The 18864-nt window shown below is 68.3% G+C and carries 17 protein-coding genes; 11 read left to right on the top strand and 6 right to left on the bottom strand.

Annotated elements, in window-relative coordinates:
• Nucleotides 1–103 precede the first annotated feature (103 nt).
• A complete protein-coding gene (locus SSPS47_RS21035; protein WP_164252419.1) occupies nt 104–622 on the top strand; it encodes a DoxX family protein in 519 nt (172 codons plus the stop codon).
• Here the strand turns inward: SSPS47_RS21035 and SSPS47_RS21040 are convergent.
• Entirely contained in the window at nt 529–792 is a 264-nt protein-coding gene (locus SSPS47_RS21040) for a hypothetical protein (protein ID WP_147874282.1), read from the bottom strand. The genes SSPS47_RS21035 and SSPS47_RS21040 overlap by 94 nt on opposite strands.
• On the bottom strand, nt 779–2089 hold the full coding sequence (locus SSPS47_RS21045) for a PspC domain-containing protein (protein ID WP_164252421.1): 1311 nt from the start codon (nt 2087–2089) through the stop codon (nt 779–781). The genes SSPS47_RS21040 and SSPS47_RS21045 overlap by 14 nt, the downstream gene beginning before the upstream one ends.
• Before the next feature lie 166 nt (nt 2090–2255).
• Between SSPS47_RS21045 and SSPS47_RS21050 the strand changes: the two genes are divergently transcribed.
• The 6 genes from SSPS47_RS21050 (at nt 2256) to SSPS47_RS21075 (ending at nt 10300) form a co-directional block, all read left to right on the top strand.
• On the top strand, nt 2256–3626 hold the full coding sequence (locus SSPS47_RS21050) for an ATP-binding protein (protein ID WP_147874280.1): 1371 nt from the start codon (nt 2256–2258) through the stop codon (nt 3624–3626).
• A complete protein-coding gene (locus SSPS47_RS21055) occupies nt 3623–4342 on the top strand; it encodes a response regulator transcription factor (RefSeq protein ID WP_164252423.1) in 720 nt (239 codons plus the stop codon). The genes SSPS47_RS21050 and SSPS47_RS21055 overlap by 4 nt, the downstream gene beginning before the upstream one ends.
• A 61-nt stretch (nt 4343–4403) precedes the next feature.
• On the top strand, nt 4404–5657 hold the full coding sequence (locus tag SSPS47_RS21060; protein WP_164252424.1) for an ATP-binding protein: 1254 nt from the start codon (nt 4404–4406) through the stop codon (nt 5655–5657).
• Nucleotides 5657–6373 carry an RloB family protein gene (locus SSPS47_RS21065; RefSeq protein WP_164252425.1) on the top strand — a complete coding sequence of 239 codons (717 nt, stop codon included), beginning with the start codon at nt 5657–5659 and terminating at the stop codon, nt 6371–6373. The genes SSPS47_RS21060 and SSPS47_RS21065 overlap by 1 nt, the downstream gene beginning before the upstream one ends.
• A gap of 92 nt (nt 6374–6465) precedes the next feature.
• Nucleotides 6466–9126 (top strand): class I SAM-dependent DNA methyltransferase, encoded by a 2661-nt coding sequence (locus SSPS47_RS36015; protein ID WP_164252426.1) that lies wholly within the window; start codon nt 6466–6468, stop codon nt 9124–9126.
• Entirely contained in the window at nt 9116–10300 is a 1185-nt protein-coding gene (locus SSPS47_RS21075; protein WP_164252427.1) for a restriction endonuclease subunit S, read from the top strand. Before SSPS47_RS36015 ends, SSPS47_RS21075 begins: the two co-directional genes overlap by 11 nt.
• A gap of 190 nt (nt 10301–10490) precedes the next feature.
• Here the strand turns inward: SSPS47_RS21075 and SSPS47_RS21080 are convergent, their stop codons facing one another.
• Nucleotides 10491–10844 (bottom strand): hypothetical protein, encoded by a 354-nt coding sequence (locus tag SSPS47_RS21080; RefSeq protein WP_164252428.1) that lies wholly within the window; start codon nt 10842–10844, stop codon nt 10491–10493.
• Nucleotides 10841–11149: a hypothetical protein gene (locus SSPS47_RS21085; protein ID WP_164252429.1), complete on the bottom strand. Its 309-nt coding sequence runs from the start codon at nt 11147–11149 to the stop codon at nt 10841–10843. The genes SSPS47_RS21080 and SSPS47_RS21085 overlap by 4 nt, the downstream gene beginning before the upstream one ends.
• A 158-nt stretch (nt 11150–11307) precedes the next feature.
• On the opposite strand from SSPS47_RS21085, the gene SSPS47_RS21090 reads away from it, so the two are divergent.
• The 4 genes from SSPS47_RS21090 to SSPS47_RS21105 all read left to right on the top strand — a co-directional run bounded on the left by SSPS47_RS21090 (nt 11308) and on the right by SSPS47_RS21105 (nt 17017).
• Complete coding sequence (locus SSPS47_RS21090) at nt 11308–12102, top strand: helix-turn-helix transcriptional regulator (RefSeq protein WP_164252430.1); 795 nt, start codon at nt 11308–11310, stop codon at nt 12100–12102.
• Nucleotides 12095–12316 (top strand): DUF397 domain-containing protein, encoded by a 222-nt coding sequence (locus SSPS47_RS21095; RefSeq protein WP_164252431.1) that lies wholly within the window; start codon nt 12095–12097, stop codon nt 12314–12316. Before SSPS47_RS21090 ends, SSPS47_RS21095 begins: the two co-directional genes overlap by 8 nt.
• A 140-nt stretch (nt 12317–12456) precedes the next feature.
• Nucleotides 12457–16098 carry a type I restriction endonuclease gene (locus SSPS47_RS21100; RefSeq protein WP_164252432.1) on the top strand — a complete coding sequence of 1214 codons (3642 nt, stop codon included), beginning with the start codon at nt 12457–12459 and terminating at the stop codon, nt 16096–16098.
• 4 nt (nt 16099–16102) lie between these two features.
• On the top strand, nt 16103–17017 hold the full coding sequence (locus tag SSPS47_RS21105) for a SprT family zinc-dependent metalloprotease (RefSeq protein ID WP_239064999.1): 915 nt from the start codon (nt 16103–16105) through the stop codon (nt 17015–17017).
• Here SSPS47_RS21105 and SSPS47_RS21110 read toward each other — a convergent pair.
• Nucleotides 16992–17381, bottom strand: coding sequence for a hypothetical protein (locus SSPS47_RS21110; protein ID WP_147874278.1), 390 nt, complete (start codon nt 17379–17381; stop codon nt 16992–16994). The two genes, SSPS47_RS21105 and SSPS47_RS21110, sit on opposite strands and share 26 nt — an antisense overlap.
• Before the next feature lie 254 nt (nt 17382–17635).
• Entirely contained in the window at nt 17636–18694 is a 1059-nt protein-coding gene (locus SSPS47_RS21115) for a C40 family peptidase (protein WP_203557892.1), read from the bottom strand.
• Between the last annotated feature and the right edge of the window lie 170 nt (nt 18695–18864).

Raw genomic sequence — 18864 nt, forward strand, 5'->3', positions numbered from 1 at the left:
CATCCGCTGAGCGCGAGCTGCGTCCCATCCGTATGCATGTACGAGGCACGCGGGCACAATCAAGCTCTGCGAGCGACGTGGGCGGCGGAAAGGCAGGCGCGCGATGGCGCACGGATACCGGACAGACACCTTCGGGACGATCGGCGGTGAGGGGCAGGGCTGGAAGGACACGGCGACGAGGTACGCCCTGGTGCCGCTGCGGATCTTCCTCGGAGTGACCTTCATATACGCCGGACTCGACAAACTCACCGACGGCGCCTTCATGTCGGCGACCGGGCCCGGCTCCGTCGGCGAGCTGATGAGGAGCGTGCGCGACAACTCCGCCGTTCCCGCGCTCGTCGACCTCTCCCTCAAGAGCCCCGAGGGCTTCGGTTACGCCATCGGCATCGGCGAGGTGGCCGTCGGCCTCGGCACCCTCGTCGGGCTGCTGGCCCGGCTCGCGGCGTTCGGCGGCGCGCTGATCTCACTGAGCCTGTGGCTGACCGTGAGCTGGCAGACGGAGCCCTACTACTACGGCAACGACCTCGCCTACCTCATGGCCTGGCTGCCGCTCGTGCTCGCCGGCGCCTCGGTGCTCTCCCTGGACGCGGCCCTGGCCGACCGACGGCGCCGGATGCGGTAGTCCACCAGCGAGACGGCGGAGGCCAGACACAGGCCGCCGCAGATGATCGGGACCATCACGAACCAGGGGGCGTCCCACCAGCCCCCCGCGTCACCGGCGAAGACGGTGGCCGCGCCCAGCACGGCCAGGCCGGCCACCAGCTTGCCCGGTTTGAACTCATGCAGCGGCACGGGTCACCTCCACCTGTCCGACGCCGACTTCGAGCCGGATGTCCAGTGTGCCCGCGGGCTTCACGCCCTTGGGCGGGGCCACCGTACGCGTCCGCTCCTGTGCGGGGGAGAGATCGATGTCGTTCGGCGGCTCGCCGGGGAGCCGGATGTCGCCGAGCCCCGCCTCCGCGTGGACCTTCAGGGTCACGTCGCGCGGCACGACGACCTTCAGCTTCCCGGCGCCGACCTCCGCCCTCGTACGGAGGGTGTCGCCCGCCGGGACGCCGACGGCGGTCAGGTCGAGCTTCCCGACCCCGGTGCCCAGCTCGTACACCGGCGCCACCGACGCGACGGCCGCCGGACTCCAGGTCGTGCGGACCCACTGCGTGCCGATGTCCTTCGGGATGGCCGCCGAGCCCGCGAGCAGCCCCGCGGTGACGACGGTGAGGAAGATCGTGCCGAAGCCCGTACGTCCCAGGAAGGCGCTCACCGCGAGCCCGAGACCGAACACACCCAGCGCGGCGGCGAGGCCGGTCTGGAGGCTCGTACCGAGCGGCTGGGAGTCCCACGACAGCCTCAGCGCGACGCCGCCGGCGAGCAGCGCCAGCAGGAAGACCCGCCCGCCGATCCCGCGCGGTCCCTGCCGCCCGCAGGAGTGCCCGGACGACTTCCGCCCGCCCGCGCCCCGGCGCTTGGAGCCACGCCGCGCGTCGTCGGCCTCGTCGTCCGGACCCCACAGATACCCGGACGGTGACGGGTGACCCGTCGTACCGTCCTTGACGATCGGGTCGCGCCACCACGACGGACTGCCCGGCGTCGGCGGCGCCTTCGTCTCCGGGGGCGCCTCGGCCACCGCCGCCGCCGTCCCCGGGTCGAGCGGGCCGCCCTCCTGCGCGGTGGTGTACCGCCGCTGCGACCAGACCGCCGCGCCGATCGTGGCGATCGACAGCAGCGTGGCGAAGCCCAGCGTCTCGCCGTTGTTGAGCATCGACAGGAACAGACCGCAGCCCACGAGCGCGAGCAGCACGGCGATCAGGGAGGCGCCGTCGACGCGGCCCGACAGCAGCCGGCGCAGCTCGTTGTCGTCCTCGCCGTCGAGCGGGACGAGCAGCCAGGCGAAGCCGTAGAAGATCAGGCCGATCCCACCGGTCAGCGTGAGCACGACGATGACGATCCGGAAGATGACCGGGTCCAGGTCGCAGTAGCGCCCCAGCCCGCCGCAGACGCCCGCCACCACCTTCTGCCGCGGCGCGCGCACCAACTGAGGAGGCCGCGGCTGCGGCGGCTGCGTCGAGGTGTGCGGGGCGGACTGAGTCATGGCTCCATGGTGACCGCCCGTCCGCCCGGTCTCCACCCGTGCCGACCCTGGCCCGTCCCTGATATTCCGCCGGGGCCGGCCGGGGGGTGTCAGGGTCGTTCTCGGGGCCGCTCTCAGGGCGCAGCCCTGATGCCACGGCCCGCGCCGCCGTGTGACCATCAGTGGCATGCCGGTCGCCACGCCAACCCCGCCCCCGTCGTCCTCCTCGTCGTCCTCGGGCGCGGGGCCGTCGAGCGCGCCCCGGAGCAGGAGCCGGGCGTCGGGGACGGCACCGGGGGCCGACGAGCAGCCCCTGCGCAAGCTCTACCGCAGCGCGGACGGCAGACTGCTCGGCGGCGTCGCACGCGGGCTCGCGGGCCATCTGGGGCTGCCGGTCGGCTGGGTGCGCCTCGTCTTCCTGGCGCTGTTCCTGGCGCAGGGGCTCGGGGCGTTGCTGTACGCCATCTTCTGGATCGTCGTGCCGCTCGGCGTGGGCGGCACCCCCACCGAGACGCGCCCGCTCTTCGAGACGACGGGCGACGGGCGGCGGCGGCTCCGCAAGCCCGACCGGGGACAGACCTTCGCGATCATCGCCCTGTTCGTCGTCGGGACCGTCTTCGTCGCCAGCGCCGACCTGGGGCGCGGCGGGGCGGGCAACTACATCTGGCCGACGCTGCTCATCGGCGCCGGCGTCGTCCTGGTGTGGCGCCAGGCCGACAACGCCCGCCGCGCCCAGTGGGCCTCGCTCTCGACGGACAGCAGGCGCCGCAGGATATTCCAGATCGCGCGCGGGCTCGCCGGTGTCGCCCTCGTCGGCATGGGGCTGACCGTCTTCATGGTCGTACGCGGCTCGGCGGCCCAGCTCGGCAACGTCCTGACGGCGGCCATCGCCGTCGTTGCCGGAGTCGCGCTGCTCGCCGGCCCCTGGCTCGTGCGGATGACCCAGGACCTGTCCGACGAGCGCCTGATGCGCATCCGCGCCCAGGAACGCGCCGAGGTCGCCGCGCACGTCCACGACTCCGTCCTGCACACGCTCACGCTGATACAGCGCAACGCGGACGACGGCGGCGAGGTCCGGCGGCTCGCCCGCGCGCAGGAGCGGGAGCTGCGTGCCTGGCTCTACAAGCCCGAAGGCACCGGCAAGGACGAGGAGAACGAACCCGACACCCTCGCCGAGGCCGTGAAGGCGACCGCCGCCGAGGTGGAGGACTACCACGGAGTCCCCATCGAGGTCGTGGTGGTCGGCGACTGCCCGCTCGACGAGAAACTGGCCGCACAGATGCAGGCAGCACGCGAGGCAATGGTGAACGCCGCCAAGTACGGTGGCGAGGGAGGCGCCGTGCAGGTCTACGCGGAGGTCGAGGGCCGGACGGTCTTCGTCTCGGTACGGGACCGCGGGCCCGGGTTCGATCTGGACGCGGTGCCCGACGACAGGATGGGCGTACGGGAGTCGATCTTCGGCCGGATGGAACGCAACGGCGGTACGGCGAGGGTGCGTTCGGCGCCCGACGGGGGCACGGAAGTGGAGCTTGAGATGGAGAGGGCGGCGGACGCATGACCGGCACCAGCGGGACGACCGGCACGAGCGGCGACGGCGGGGGAGAGGCCGGGGGCAGGCGGGTGCGGGTGGTGCTGGTCGACGACCACCGGATGTTCCGCACCGGTGTCCAGGCCGAGATCGGGCAGACCGCGACCACGGGCGTGGAGGTCGTCGGCGAGGCCGCCGACGTCGACCAGGCGGTCACGGTCATCACCGCCACCCGCCCCGAGGTCGTCCTGCTCGACGTCCACCTCCCCGGCGGCGGCGGGGTGGAGGTTCTGCGCCGCTGCGCGCCGCTGATGGCGGCGGCCGAGGATCCGGTGCGCTTCCTGGCGCTGTCGGTGTCCGACGCGGCGGAGGACGTGATCGGCGTGATCCGCGGCGGTGCGCGCGGCTATGTCACCAAGACGATCACCGGCACGGACCTGGTGGACTCGATCTTCCGGGTCCAGGACGGCGACGCGGTCTTCTCGCCGCGGCTGGCGGGCTTCGTACTCGACGCATTCGCGTCGACGGACGCGCCGCCGGTGGACGAGGACATGGACCGCCTCACACAGCGCGAGCGCGAGGTGCTGCGGCTGATCGCGCGCGGCTACGCCTACAAGGAGATCGCGAAGCAGCTCTTCATCTCGGTGAAGACGGTCGAGTCGCACGTCTCGGCGGTGCTGCGCAAGCTACAGCTCTCCAACCGCCACGAACTGACCCGGTGGGCGACGGCGCGCAGGCTGGTGTGAGCGTCCGGTAGGCGCGCCCGCGATCACGCGGATACTCTGTGCGCGACGAGAGGAGGACGGCATGCTGCTGAGATTCCGCGCGGCGAACGTACGGTCGCTGCGGGACGAGCAGGAGCTGTCCTTCGTCGTACCGCAGGGTGAGGAGTCGGACGTCGCGCGGACGGTCGAGCTGTCGGACGGGAAGCGGCTCCAGGTCTATCCGCTCCTCGGAATCTTCGGCGCGAACGCCTCAGGCAAGTCCAATTTGATCTTCGCCCTGAGGAAGATGCGCGAAGCCGTCCTCAGCTCCTACGCGCAATGGACTTCGTACCAGGGCATCCCCCGCGAGGTGTTTGCGCTCGATCCGAAGGCCGCCGCGGAAAGCACCTTCTACGAAGCCGACTTCGTGCTCGAAGACGGCGTGCGCTGGACGTACGGCTTCGAGCTGGGTGACAGACGGGTCGAGGCCGAGTGGCTGCACGCCTACCCGAAGGGGCGACGGCAGGTCTGGCTCGACCGCGACGCCACCCGTCCAAGCGTTTTCGACTTCCCCGGTGAGCGGATCCAGGACCGCGCACTCCTCGCCCGTACCACCCGGCCGGACGCCCTGCTCCTCTCCCGTGCGGCCAACGACAACCACCCTCAACTCACCCGTATCTACAGCTGGTTCCAGCAGAACCTCTGGGACGTCACCCCTGAGACGGAGATCGCGCAGCGTGAGGCGTTCACGGCCCGCCAACTGCTCGACGCGGACTCCAGGGAACGCGTCGAGGAGCTGCTGCGCGTCGCCGATCTGGGCATCACGGGAACCGAGGTGGAAGAGCAGCCGGGCAAGGCGCCCGTCGTGCGTCTGCTGCACGCGGGCGGCAGCGAGGATCCAGTCTCCCTCGACTGGAAACGTGAGTCCTTCGGCACCCGCTCCTGGTTCGCACTGATCGGCCCTCTCCTCCTCGCTCTGGACAACGGGGCGGTCCTGCTGATCGACGAACTGGATGCCAGTCTGCACCCCCGCTTCGCGGCCGAGGTCGTACGCCTCTTCCAGGCACCCTGGTCGAACACCAAGGGCGCACAACTCGTCTTCACCTCTCACGATCCCTCGCTGCTGTCCTCGCCCCGAGGCGGTCGGCAGCTGGAACCGGGCCAGATCTGGCTCACGGAGAAGGACAAGCGCGGCACCACCGAGATCTACCCGCTGAGCGACGTGGAACCGGGAGAGGAAGAAGACCTCACGGACTCCTACCTCGCGGGCGCGTTCGGGGGCGTACCGAAAATGACCGCAGGACAGATCGGGCGCAAGCTGCTGGCAGCGGGGATAGGGGAGGCGGAGCGGTCCTGATGGCGAGGGACAGGGGGAGAGACAATCCGGGGCGTACGAAGAGGCAACGGCCCGAGGAGCGTCCGCGCGAGGTGTACGTCCTCACCGAGGGCGAGGTCACGGAGCCGGAATTCGTCCAGTACGTCCGTGATCACGGGATCGCGGCCCACCAGGACCACAAGATCGAGATCATCTTCAAGAACCTGACCGCACCGTCCAAGCGCCGCAAACCGCTGCCGCTGGTGGAAGAGGCCATCCCGTACGTCGCATCGGCCGAGCGCGCGGCGCGGAAGGCCAAACTGACGGAGGGCGACTGGAACTGGCCGCAGGTCTGGTGTCTCTTCGACCGCGACCGGCACGAGGAGATCCCGACCGCCTTCGCCCGCGCGAAAAGGGCCCGCGTGAGGATCGCGTACTCACACCCTTGCTTCGAACTGTGGCGACTCCTCCACTACCAGAACTACACCAGCACCTTCGGCGGCGTCTGTGACAGCGCGGCGGACCGCCTCAAGGCGCAGCCCGGCTTCGCGCAGACGTACGGACCCACCATTCGGAGTGTCTCTCCCGAAACGGCGAAGCATGTGATGCCGAAGCAGCTCAAGGACAGGTACGACAACGCCCGCAAGTTCGCCCAGCAGTTGAACGCCAAGCACAGCGGCCCGGACCAGAACAAATGGGATCCGTACACCGACGTGTGGAGCTTCATCGAGGAAGGTCTCGACGTCGTCGGGTACTGACCACACGGCGTTGGCGCGTCTGATGAAGCCGTAGGCTTCCCGGTGGAAAACCACCGGACGGGAAACAGTCGGACGCACAGGGAGTGCCATACGTGGCCAGGCTCACGCTCGCGCAACTGGAACGCCATCTCTTCGCGGCGGCGGACATCCTGCGCGGCACGATGGACGCCGCCGAATACCGCGACTTCATCTTCGTGCTGCTCTTTCTCAAGCGAGTCAACGACGAGTTCGAAGCAGCGCGTGACGTCATCATCGCCGAGGCACGGGCGGAGAACCTGTCCGAAGAGGATGTGCGGGACGAGGCGGAAGCATACGAGAACTACCGGAGGCGGGGAGTCCTCTACGTACCGGAGGAGGCCCGCTGGGAGCGGCTCGCCGGCGCGGTGGACGAGGTGGCGACGCACTATCTCCAGCCCGCCCTCGACAAGCTGGAGACCCAGAAGGGAAACGGCGAACTGCGCGGCCTGTTCAGCCACGTCAACTTCAACCGCATCGGCGGCGGTGGAGGCAGCGGATCGTCGGCGGCGCATCTCGCGGACAAACGGCTGGCCGCCCTGGTGGAGCACTTCGGCAGCATCCGGCTGCGCGGTGAGGACTTCGAGTTCCCCGACATGATCGGCGCCGCCTACGAGTACCTGATCAAGGACTTCGCGGACACGGCGGGCAGCAAGGGCGGCGAGTTCTACACCCCGCGTGCCGTGGTCCGCATGATGGTCGAACTGGCCCGGCCGACGAGCAGAATGCGGATCTACGACCCGTGCGTCGGCTCCGGCGGAATGCTCATCCACGCCAAGGAGTACATCGACGAGCACGGTGAGGACTCCGGGGATCTGTTCCTCGCCGGACAGGACGCGAACAGCGGGTCGTGGGTCATGGCCACGATGAACATGCTCTTCCACGGTGCCAAGTCCTTCTCCCTGAAGACCGGTGACACTCTCACCAACCCGCTGCACCCGGACGGCAATTTCGACCTGGTACTCAGCAATCCGCCGTTCTCCATGGACTACAAGCAGGAGGAAGTGCCGCACATCGACACGCGGATGCCGCACGGGAAGGCGCCCGAGAAGGGCAAGGCCGACCTGATGTTCCTCCAGCACATGCTGGACATGGTGCGTGGGAGGAACGGTGCGGTCTTCACCGTCATGCCGCACGGCGTCCTCTTCCGGGGCGGCGGCGAGCAGCGTATCCGTACGGCGCTGCTGGACGCGGGCCTGATCGAGGCTGTGATCGGGCTCGCGCCGAATCTGTTCTACGGGACGGGGATTCCGGCGTGCGTGATCGTGCTGCGCTCGCCGGCACAGCGGCCCCAGGACCAGCGGGACAAGGTGCTCTTCATCAACGCCGACCGTGAGTTCCACGCGGTGCGGGCGCAGAGTGTGCTCCTTCCGGAGCATGTCGAGAAGATCGTCTCAACCTTCCACGCGTATAAGGACGTTGAGGGTTTCGCGAAGGTGGTCGACCGCTCGGAGCTGGCGGAGAACGCCGACAACCTGAACATCCGGCGCTATGTGGACAACACGCCGCCGCCCGAGCCGCAGGATGTGCGGGCACACCTGGTGGGTGGCGTGCCGGTCGCGGAGATCGAGGCGAAGAAGCCGCTGCTGGACGCGTACGCGGTGGACGCGCTGGAGTTGTTCGCGGCGCGGGAGGGCGACCCGGAGTACGTCGACTTCCTGCCGGAGGGCGAACGGCCGGACGCGGCGCGGCTGACGGAGCTGGCGGGCAAGCGGGAGGCGGTCCTGTGGGAGGCCTTCGAGAAGTGGTGGACGTCGGAGACGGAGCAGATCGCGGCGCTGGCCCCCGCGGAGGGTGGCGAGGACCGTACGGAAGGTGAGCGCAAGGCTCAACTCGCTCGGTTGCGGGCCGACTTGATCACCTCGTTCCGTACCCGGCTGCTTGAGGTCGGCCTCCTGGACCGGTACGCGCTCGCGGGCGCCGTCGCCGGCTGGTGGCACGAGGCGAAGTACGACCTCATGGCACTTTCGGTGAGTGGCTTCGCCGGGGTCATCGACGGCTGGGTCGAAACGGTCAAGACGATGCTCGCGCCTGAGCCCAACCCGAGCACGGGAGGTAGCCGCAAGCGCTCGGCGGCGGAGCGCCGCCAGGCGTACGGCCACAAGGTGGTTGCCGCCATCGCCCCGGACTTCCTGACGGAACTGGCGGCGGCGGACCGGGTGAAGGCGGACCTGGACGCACGGGTCAAGGCCGCGCTGGACGCGGAGGCGGCGCTGGCGGCTGCGAAGGCGGCGGCGGAGGCGGGCGACGACGACGCGGAGATGGACCCGGAGCTGGTCAAGGCGGTGCTGGCCCCGAAGGACTTGGCGAGGCTGAAGAGGGAGCGCACTGCTGCGGGCAAGGCGGTGATGGAACTGGAGGACGACTTCTGGCCGGTCGAGCCGGGGCGGAAGCCGAAGGCTGCGGGGACTGCCAAGTCGGGGGCGGGGGACGTTCAGGAGTCCCTGCTGGACGGACATTCGAACGATGCCTCGGCTGAGGAGAAGCTTCCTCGCCTCACTCGTGTGTGCCAGGCTCTGGACTCGGCGGCAGAAGAGGGCGCCGTCCTCGGCATCCTCCGTGCCGACCTTGTAATCAAGTTGGATGGACATGTAGTGCGCAACCGCCGCGAGTTGGTGGAGTCGTTCCGCACTTGGGAGGACAAGTATGCGAGCTCTCTGCGGTCCATTGAGGCTAAGCGGACCCAAGCGGCTGAGCAGCTGGACGGCTTCCTGAAGGAGCTCGGCTATGTCGGGTGAAGAGCAAGTCGGCCGTCGCAAGCTGTCTGACCTCGCGGCCGTCGCAGGGGGTGTGACTCTGGGGCGCGAAGTGCCAGAGAGTGCGAGCGTGGAACTCCCGTACCTACGGGTGGCGAATGTTCAGGATGGTTACATCGACACGGGAGACGTTAAGACCGTCCGCGTGTTGGAGTCCGAGGTGGAGCGCTTCAGCCTTAGAAAGGGTGATGTTCTCCTCACAGAGGGCGGGGATTTCGACAAACTGGGGCGTGGAGCGGTTTGGGACGGTCGATTGGATCCTTGCCTCTACCAGAACCACATCTTCAGAGTCCGTTGCAATCTCTCGGATCTACTTCCCGAGTACCTCTCCCTCTTTCTGGCCTCACCAGAGGGGCGTACGTACTTCCTGAGCATTGCCAAGCAGACGACGAATCTGGCTACCATTAACTCGTCGCAGCTCAAAGCGATGCCAGTGCCGCTACCATCGACTAATGAGCAGCGTCGGATCGTAGACGTTCTTGATTCTCTGACACGTGAACAGGATGCGCTTTCCGCTTCGATTGCAAAGTTGTCGCTGATTGAGGACGGGATGAAACGTAGCTTGCTGAGTCAGATTTCCGTGGGGAACCGATCATCTACTATTGGAGACCTTGGCACAGTAGTCACTGGAATGACTCCGCCCGCCGAGTGGAACAATATGGATGGACGCGGCGGAATTCCCATGATTACCCCATCGCAGGTATCGAGTGATGGCGAAGTTTCAGGATTCTCGCGATTGATTTCCTCTGAGTATTTTAAAAATTTGCGTGAGGTTAGGCGTGGTGCGACCCTTGCGGTGTGCATCGGATTCGGGGTGGGGAAAGTCGGGTATGTTAAATTTGACTGCTGCACCAATCAGCAGATCAATTCTGTAATTCCATCACCCGATGTAGACTCTCGCTATGCATATCTCGCCGTGGAGGAGTCTATGCGAATCGCTCGGGGGCGAGTCAATCTTCAGGTTACACCGATCATTAACAAGGCGGAGTTCTCTTCTCTTGAAGTGACCATTCCCGACATGGCCTACCAGCGCCGCGTGGCAGATTCGATCTGGGCTGTACGTGGTTCTCAGGAGCGTTTGATGTTGGAGTTTACCAAACTGCGTCACCTGAAGGCGGGGATGATGAATGATCTCCTGCCTGCACCGGTACGATAGCTTACTTCGTGTATAGCTATCGGGTGGGTCATTGCCGACCCGTACCGAGCCCAAGTTCGGCCAGTATCGACTTACCTATGTTGTACCGCTGCGGACGCGCCCGTAGTGGCCCGTGAGCAGCACTCTGTGTGGCAAGAGAGTTGGGCTTGAAGGGGCGGCTAGCCCTTCAAGCCCAAATTGGCCTCACCTCTCAGTCGGGTCGCCGGCCAACCAGGGGTGCGTCGCTCACGGTGCTGGCGCTGTCTGGATTCTCATATGTCGGAACGGTCAGCCGTGCACCCCGGCTTTCGGCTACCCGGTGCACGTCCACCAGGGACTCGGTCAACTGGACCGCCAGAAGGTGGAGTTCCCCCGGCGTCCACACGCGCTCAGCCAGTACGTACTTCGCCTCCACGATCAGCTCCGCAGCCACATCGAGCTGGTTCGCCTCCATGGTGTCGGCGGCGCGGGAGACGTACCCCGTGCCGTCTCCCGAGACGTAGCACGGCTTGCCCTCCGGCCCCGACCACGGCAGCAGCCGCAGCACTCCTGCCCCGCTTCTCACGCCGTCACCTGCATACCGTGGATCAGGCGCGGGCCGATGTCGATGCCGTGGACCGCAAGCCACAACTCACGGCTTCTGGCCCGTTGTTGCCGCGCTTCCTGGCGTTGCTCGTGGGCAGCCAGGTAGGGGCGTACGAGCCGGCAGTCCTCGCCCCGCAGCAACGGGACGGTCGCGCGTGGTCCTTGCGGAACCGACGCGGCCACGTGACGTGTGGCGGGTGCAACGCCCGTCGCCCGGTGGCGGCCCCGGCCAGGAATCAGGAGCCGCAGCAGCGGTCCGAACAGCCTGGCGATAGCGTGGGTCATGTCGTCAACTCTCTTTCAGCTGATGGCCACGCCCCCGGATCGTGCTCGCGATCGCGGGGGTCTTCTGCGTGACATTTCACTCACAGCGTGTGGCCAACATCGCTAACCTTCCAGTAGGACGAGGGTGACAAGTCGTTTGTCGCACGGGGAGTCAAGCCATGGGCAGCACTTACGGAGACTGGGTCAAACAACAGCGCGAAGCGGCCGGTCTGACCCAACAAGCTTTGGCCGACGCGGCAGTGATGACGCGTTCGCATATCTCGCACATCGAGGCCGGGCGCCGCGTGCCTTCCAAAGAGGATGCTCGCCGTCTCGACAGAGCGCTGAACACGGGAGACGTACTCAGCAGCTTCCTGCCGCAGGATGACTCAGCCATTGCCGACCACTTCGAATCGGCCCGCCAGTTCGAGCAACAAGCGACGATGATCCGTGAGTTTGCATTGTCCTTCGTGCCCGGAATTCTCCAGACGAAAAGGTACGCGCGTGCGGTTCTGGGGGCCGCCTTCCCTCCGATGGGGGAGGAGGAGCGTGACAAGGCGGTTGTCGCGCGCCTTGAACGCTCAAAGATCCTCGCTGACCCGGTAACGCCCGTAGTGTGGGCGCTGTTGGACGAGGTGGTGTTCCGTCGCCCGATCGGCGGCGCAGATGTGATGGCAGAGCAGATCACGCACATCGTCCGCTTGGCTGAGTGTGGACGTGTTCGCGTGCATGTGATGCCGCTCGGTCTGGGCGCTTACCCGCTCCTGCAAGGAATGATGACGCTGATGTGGTTCGAGGACCAGCCTCCGGTGGCCTATTCCGAAGGGGTGCGCATGGGCAAGGTGCATGACTCCCCAGCTCTGGTCGAGGGGCTTCAAGGGGCCTACGCTCTCGCAATGGGCGATGCACTGCCGGTGAGGGAGTCACTTGCCCTGATGAGGGCGACAGCGAAGGACTATGGACACCATGAGTGAGCAAACCATCCAGGCCGCTTCCACGCTGAGCGGCTGGCGCAAGTCGTCGTACAGCGGCCCCGACAAGGACAGTTGCGTCGAGGTCCTGGACAACCACCCCTCCGGCGTCCCCGTCCGCGACTCCAAGACCCCCCACGGCCCCGCCCTGCTCATCCCAGCGGCCGGCTGGTCATCGTTCATCTCCGCCGTCAAGCACGGCGAACTCCACGCCTGAGCTGCCGCTCAGACACCGCGAACACCCCCAAAGCCCCTGGTCCTGCCAGGGGCTTTCGCGTGACCTTGCCCAACATCCGATCCCCTGACGCAGAATGGGCGAACAGGCGGACGGTTTCGGTTCAGAGGGGCGCGGAGCGGATGTTACGGAGCGCGGTGGAGCAGGCGGAGCGGGACGAAGTGGAGTTGCCCTTTGTCGAGCAGCTCAAGGCCATGGGCTGGGAGCACATCCACGGCCCAGACCTCGACGCCGACGAGCGCGCGTACGACAGCGACGTACTGCTGACCAAACGTCTCTCCGCAGCCCTGCGACGGTTGAACCGCCTTCCTGGGAACGGCAGTTCCTGGATGAGTCACGGAGAAGCCGAGCAGGCCGTCGACACACTCCGCCGGGCTGCCAGGACCGTGGCGACCGAGTCGCTGCTGAAGGCCAACGGCGCAGCGACAGCACTTCTGTTGCGCGGTACGCCGATGAGTGGGCCGGGCGATCAGGACTACCTCGTCCAGTACCTCGACTGGGAGTGGGAGGGGCTGAGCGACACCGAAATACTCCAGCGGAACCGATTCCTCGTCGTCGACCAGTACCGCGTCCTACGGGCCGACGGCAAGCACTCCGTCCTCGATCTCGTCCTGTTCGTCAACGGCATCCCCGTCGCGGTCGTCGAGTGCAAGAACCCTCACAGCAGGAACGCCATCGGCGACGCCGTCCGGGACCTGCGGAGGTACGCCGGGGATCCGCTCGGCGACGACGGGCGGACCAGCGGCAGCCGCACTGGCAGCGAAATCGTCGGCGGCGTACCGGAGTTGTTCGCCTCCGCGCAGCTGCTCATCGCCGCGAGCGGGAAGACCGCCGCGCTCGGCACGATTTCCTCCTCGGAGGAGCACTACGCGGCCTGGCGCAGTGTCGAGCCCGACTACGCCGACGAGCGGGCTCTGCGTGCCGAGTTGGAGGCGACGAAGGTCCTGCGTGGCGACGCCGGGCTGACCGGTCAGCACAAGCTGATCGCGGCCACGCTGCGACCCCGCAATCTGCTGAACATCATCCGGCACTACGTCTTCGAGCTGCCGGTCAAGACGAAGACGGGCGAGCCCCCTGTCACCGTCAAAGCGATCTGCCGGCACCAGCAGTACCGGGCCGTGGAGAAGATCGTCCGGAAACTGCGTACCGGCCGCAAGCGCGGCGAGTCCGGCGCCGAGGACGACGAGCGCGGCGGCGTCATCTGGCACACCCAGGGCTCCGGCAAGAGCCTCACCATGTCCTTCCTGGCCCGGCGGCTGCACATGAGCCGTGACCCCGAGCTGAATCGCTTCACCCTGCTCGTCGTCACCGACCGCGTCCAGCTTCAGCGGCAGTTGTCGGCCGCTGTACGGGTCAGCGGCAGCACGATCCGTATCGCCCACTCCCAGCCCGATGTGGAGGGCATGCTCCGGCGGGCGGGCAAGCCCGGCGGCCGGGCCGTGATCTTCGCGATGATCCAGAAGTACCTGGGGCGGGTGCCCGGTCTCGTCGGGGAGACCGACGGTGACGAAAGGGACTTCGAGGCAGAGCTGCGGCGGGCGCAGGACCGTATCGCCGCAGGTGAGGACCCGCAGGAAGTCGCTGCCCCGACACCCGATGAGGCCACGACCGAGGAGGTCAGGCGCAGGTTCACGGAGTGCAGCACCGAGACTCGCGTTCTCGTCCTGGTCGACGAGGCGCACCGCTCGCACACCTCCGTGCTGCACGCGTGTCTGCGGGACTCCGTGCCCAATGCCGCCCGGATCGGCTTCACCGGTACGCCGATCATGAAGGGGAAGCTGACCGACACCGGCCGGATCTTCGGTCTGGAGCCGGGTAACACCTTCCTCGACTCGTACCGGATGGAGGAGGCCGAGAAGGACAAGGTCGTCGTCCCCGTCCGGTACGAAGGGCGCACGGGGCGCGCCGTGATCGAGGCCAAGGAGGGCATGGACGCCACGTTCGAGGATCTCATCGCGGCCGTACGTGAGGAGGACCGGGACAAGGCGCGCAAGGGGACGAGGCCCACGAGCCGGGACGTCGCCGAGTCCTTCCCGATGATCCGGGCCAAGGCCGTCGACATGCTGGCGCACTACGTCAGGGGTCCGCTCACCGGCGGCTTCAAGGCGCAGGTCGCGGCGGTCAGCAGGCGGGCGGCCGTGCACTACCGGGACGCCCTGCGCGAGGCGCGCGCTGATCTCCTCGCCCGTGTGAGGCGGGAGTTCGGCCCCGAGGCGCGTGAGGAGCTGCGGCGCAAGAAGCCGGAGGAGTACACGCAGGACGAGGTTCTGCTGCTGCGTGCCTGGCACTTCCAGGAAGTGCTGCGGCGCATGGACTTCGTACCGGTGATCTCCGAAGGGGACGAGCGCAAGAGCGGCCTGTGGCGGGAGTGGACCGATCCGCGGAGCCAGGAGGAGCACGTCGAGAGATTCCTGGAGCCGTTTCCCGAGCTTCCGCCGGACAATCCGTGGGTCGTCGAGCATCCGCCGGCGACCGACCCGCAGCCGGGCGGCGCCATCGGTCTGAATCCGTGGAGCGACGAACTGCCGGGCGCGCCGGTCGAGAAGCCGCCGATCGCCTTCCTGATCGTGAAGTCGATGCTGCTGACCGGCTTCGACGCGCCCATCGAGCAGGTGCTGTATCTGGACCGGCCCATCCAGGACGCCGAACTGCTCCAGGCGGTGGCCCGCGTCAACCGGCCCGCACGGCTGAAGCGCGAGGGGCGGGTCGTGGACTACTACGGCGTGCTCGACAACCTCGCCGTCACCCTCGCCGCGTACCGGGGTGACCCACCGGTGCTCGACGGGCTGCGCAGCCTGGCCTCGGAAGTCCCCGGCATGGCGGGAGCGGCCCACCAGCTCCGGCGCTTCCTCCAGAAACTCGGCACGGGCGGTCTCGACGGTCCCGGGCGGATGGCACACACCATGCTCGCTCTGCACGACCCGCACGAGAGGGCGGAGTACGACCGGCTGCTCGGCGCGTTCCTGGACGCGATGGAGCGCGTACTGCCACACGAGGCAGCACTGGAACTGCTGCCGCACGCCCGGCGGTGGACACAGCTCCAGCAGCGGCTCCGCACCCACTACCGCGACGAGCCGGGCGGGATCTACTCGATGCGCGGCTACGGGCGCAAGGTGCGCGCGCTCATCGCCGATCACCTGGTACTGCCCGAGATCGCACAGGCGATCGCCCCGGTCTCCATCCTCGATCCCGATTTCGACGAGATCGTGGGGCGTATGGACATGCGGGAATCGGCGGCGGAACAGGTACAGGCCCTCCGCTACCACCTCCAGGAACGGACGGAGGGCGACGACCGGCCGGTGTATCGCACGCTTTCCGAGGAGTTGCAGAAGGTACTGGACGACTTCGAAGGGCGCTGGGCGGACATCAAGCGGGAGCTGGGACCGCTGATCGAGCGAGCACGGCAGGCGGAGCAGGCCGATCCGGCGCTGTCGGACCTGACACCGATGGAGCGAAGGCTCTTCGCGAAGGTGTGCGATCAACTGACCGCACATCCGGCCTTCGATCTGCCCGACCAGGAGGTCTTGCGGACCTTGACGGTGAACCTGTCCTGTCTGATCTCGGCACACGTATCGAGTGCGGCCTGGGCACAGCAGGAGACGAGCCTGGACGACCTCCAGGTAGGGATCTGGACCCTTCTGAAGGAGAACAGGATCCGGCCGAGAGAGGGTGGGCTGCGGCAGCTGACGGACCTCTCCAACTCACTCGCCGGGTACGCGCAGCACCACGCCGCCGCGTTCCGGTCGGAGGGGCGGGGACACTAGGGGCATGTCTTATCCGCCAGAGCTTCGGACTGCCGAGCGGCAGCTGCTCAGTGATGGGCAGGTGCTGGTGGCCGACGGCCGGGTACTCCGGGTGCGGTTGAGCGCCCGGCGCTCGAAGCTCGGGCTCACGGTCGAGCGGGACGGCTCACTCACGCTCAGGGCGCCTTCCGAGTGTGAGTCCGAGAGGGCATCGGCGTTCGTGAGGGCCGGACGGGAGTGGATCGACAGCAAGCTTCGCCTGCGTGATCAGCTGCGCCCGGTCCACCCGACGCGTACGTTCACCGAGGGTGAGACGTATCGGTACCTGGGGCGTGAGTACCGGCTGCTCGTGGTGGACGAGCCGGGCGCACCGGTCCGCCTGTCCGCCGGACGGCTACGGATGGACCGGGCCACGGCTGCGGACGTGCGGACGGCGCACCGCGCGGTCACGTCCTGGTACCGCAAGGTGGGACTGAACTGGGCGCAAGGGCGCCTTCAACCCTGGGCAGCACGGATGGACGTGGCCGAGCCCGCTGTGACGGTGCGGGATGTAGGGCGTCGCTGGGGAACCTACCGGGCAGGCGATGATGCTGCGGGTGGGGGACGGATGGCCCTGCACTGGGCTGTCTTTCAGCTGCCGGCTCAACTCGTCGACTACGTGATCGCCCATGAACTGGCGCACATCCGGGTCGCGGGGCACGGCCCCGAGTACTGGAGGCTGCTCCGCCGGGCCATCCCGGAGTGCGAGCGCCTCAAGGTAGAGCTGGACGAGATGGGCCGCAGGGTTTGGCTGGGGGATGTCCCCACGGATCAGCCATCAGGTGTGGACGACGACAGATCGGCATCGGGGCGGGATGTGGAAGCGGCGGCGGTGGAACAGTCGTCACCCTCGTCCTTCGTGTCGGCTCGCGGCCTCAGTCCGGGCAGAGCCACTCGGTGACGTGGTCCCGGCCGTCGTGGTGCAGCAGGCCGCGTACGCATTCGCCGGGCGCCGTGTCGAGCGTGCCGGTCAGCGCGGCTGAGCCGCTCTCCGTACGGACGGTGCCGAACCAGCCGGGGAACGCGGTGATCCGCGCGTCCTTGCGCTGATAACCGAGCCGCACCTCCGGACCGGGGCCCGTCGCGCCGTCGCTGCCGTGCTGTACGTAGCGCGTCGTGAAACGCCCCTCGCCGCCCACCGGGCCCTCGACGCAGAGCCGGCCGCCGGAGAGGTCGCCGCAGCCGTCGGGGGTGACACCGACCGGTGCCAGGACGAGCACCGCGCCGAGAGTGAGCGCCGCCGCGCGGGCCCGTCCGTGTCCCATGGCCTCATCGTCGTGCGGCGGGCGCGGCAAGGCATCCGGGCTTGGGCCGGGTGGGCGCCTCCGGCGACCGGCCGGGTCCAGGTCCTGTCTTCACACCGGCGTCGTCCGCCCGCCGGGCGGGGCTCACGGCGTCCGGTGCGTGTGATCGCAAGAGGGAGGATCGCATCCGTACCGGGCGTACGTGGGCGAGTCCGACAACGCGGCGGGCGTGCGTGCCGGGCGTCGTGAGCCAGACGCCAGTTCGACGACAGGACCTAGGCGGGGCGGGTGGCGCCCGCGAAGGGCATCTGGTCGATCGGGGCCATCCGGACCCCGGCGCCGGGCCGAGGGGCGTGGATCATCTGCCCGCCGCCGACATAGAGCCCGACGTGCGAGATCCCCGAGTAGAAGAACACCAGGTCGCCCGGGGCGAGCTGGGAGCGGGAGACCCGCCGGCCCGCGTTGATCTGCGTGTACGTGGTGCGGGGGAGGGCGACTCCGGCGGCGCGCCAGGCGGCCTGGGTCAGCCCGGAGCAGTCGAATCCGCCGGGCCCCGTCGCGCCCCACACGTAGGGCTTGCCGATCGCCCCGCGCGCGTACGCGATCGCGGCGGCGGCGCGGGCGTTGGGCGCGGCCACCGCCGCAGTGCCCGGGCGGCTCCGCGAGCGGTCGGCGCGCGGGTCGGCCGACCCGGTGCCCCCCTCGTATCGCGCGCGTTCGGCGGCGGTGAGCCGGTCGAGCAGTTTCCGGGCGTCGTCGAGCTTCCCGCGGACGGTCGATCTGTGGGTGGCCAGCTCGGCCTGACGACTCTTCAGTTCGGTGAGCTTCGCGTCGGCCTTCGTGCGGAGGCGGCCGATGTTCCCGAGCTGCGCCCGCATTTTGCTGACCGCCCGCGCCTGCTGGAAGCCGGCCCGCTCGGCGAGCGCGGCCCCGCGCAGATACCCGTCGGGGTCGGAGCTGAGGGCGAGCTGTACGGCGGGGTCGAGACCGCCCGCGCGGTACTGGGCGGTGGCGATCGAACCGAGCGCGTTGCGCGAGTCGTTGAGCCGTTCCGTCCGCCGGGCGGCCTCGTCGCGCAGCCCGTCCAGCGAGGCGCGCGCGTCGTCCGCCTTCTCCTTCGCCCCGTTGTACTTCTCGGTGGCTGCCTCGGCCTCGTGGTAGAGCTTGTCGACCTTCGCCTCCACCTGCGCCGGCGTGAGGCGCGGCTCGGCGTGTGCGGAGCCTTCGAGCCCGGTGGCCGTCGCGGCCCCCGCGAGGGCGAGAGTGGCCGCCGTGCGGCCGTACCGGCCGCTCAACGGTCGGTGCTTCGATCGGGGTCGGCGGTGCGCTGCCACGAGGGCGTCCACATCCTTCGTTCCGGCTCTGTTCCGTGCGGTTCCTGACGTGAGGACGCTAGGCGCGGTCGTCACGGCAGCGCGGCGGCATGGCCGCAATTGCCCGGAGCCGGTGGCTCGGTGACGGATTGTGGCCGCCGGGATCCCACCGGATTCGACAGTCCCGTGCA

The sequence above is a fragment of the Streptomyces sp. S4.7 genome, from assembly GCF_010384365.1.
Taxonomy (GTDB): domain Bacteria; phylum Actinomycetota; class Actinomycetes; order Streptomycetales; family Streptomycetaceae; genus Streptomyces.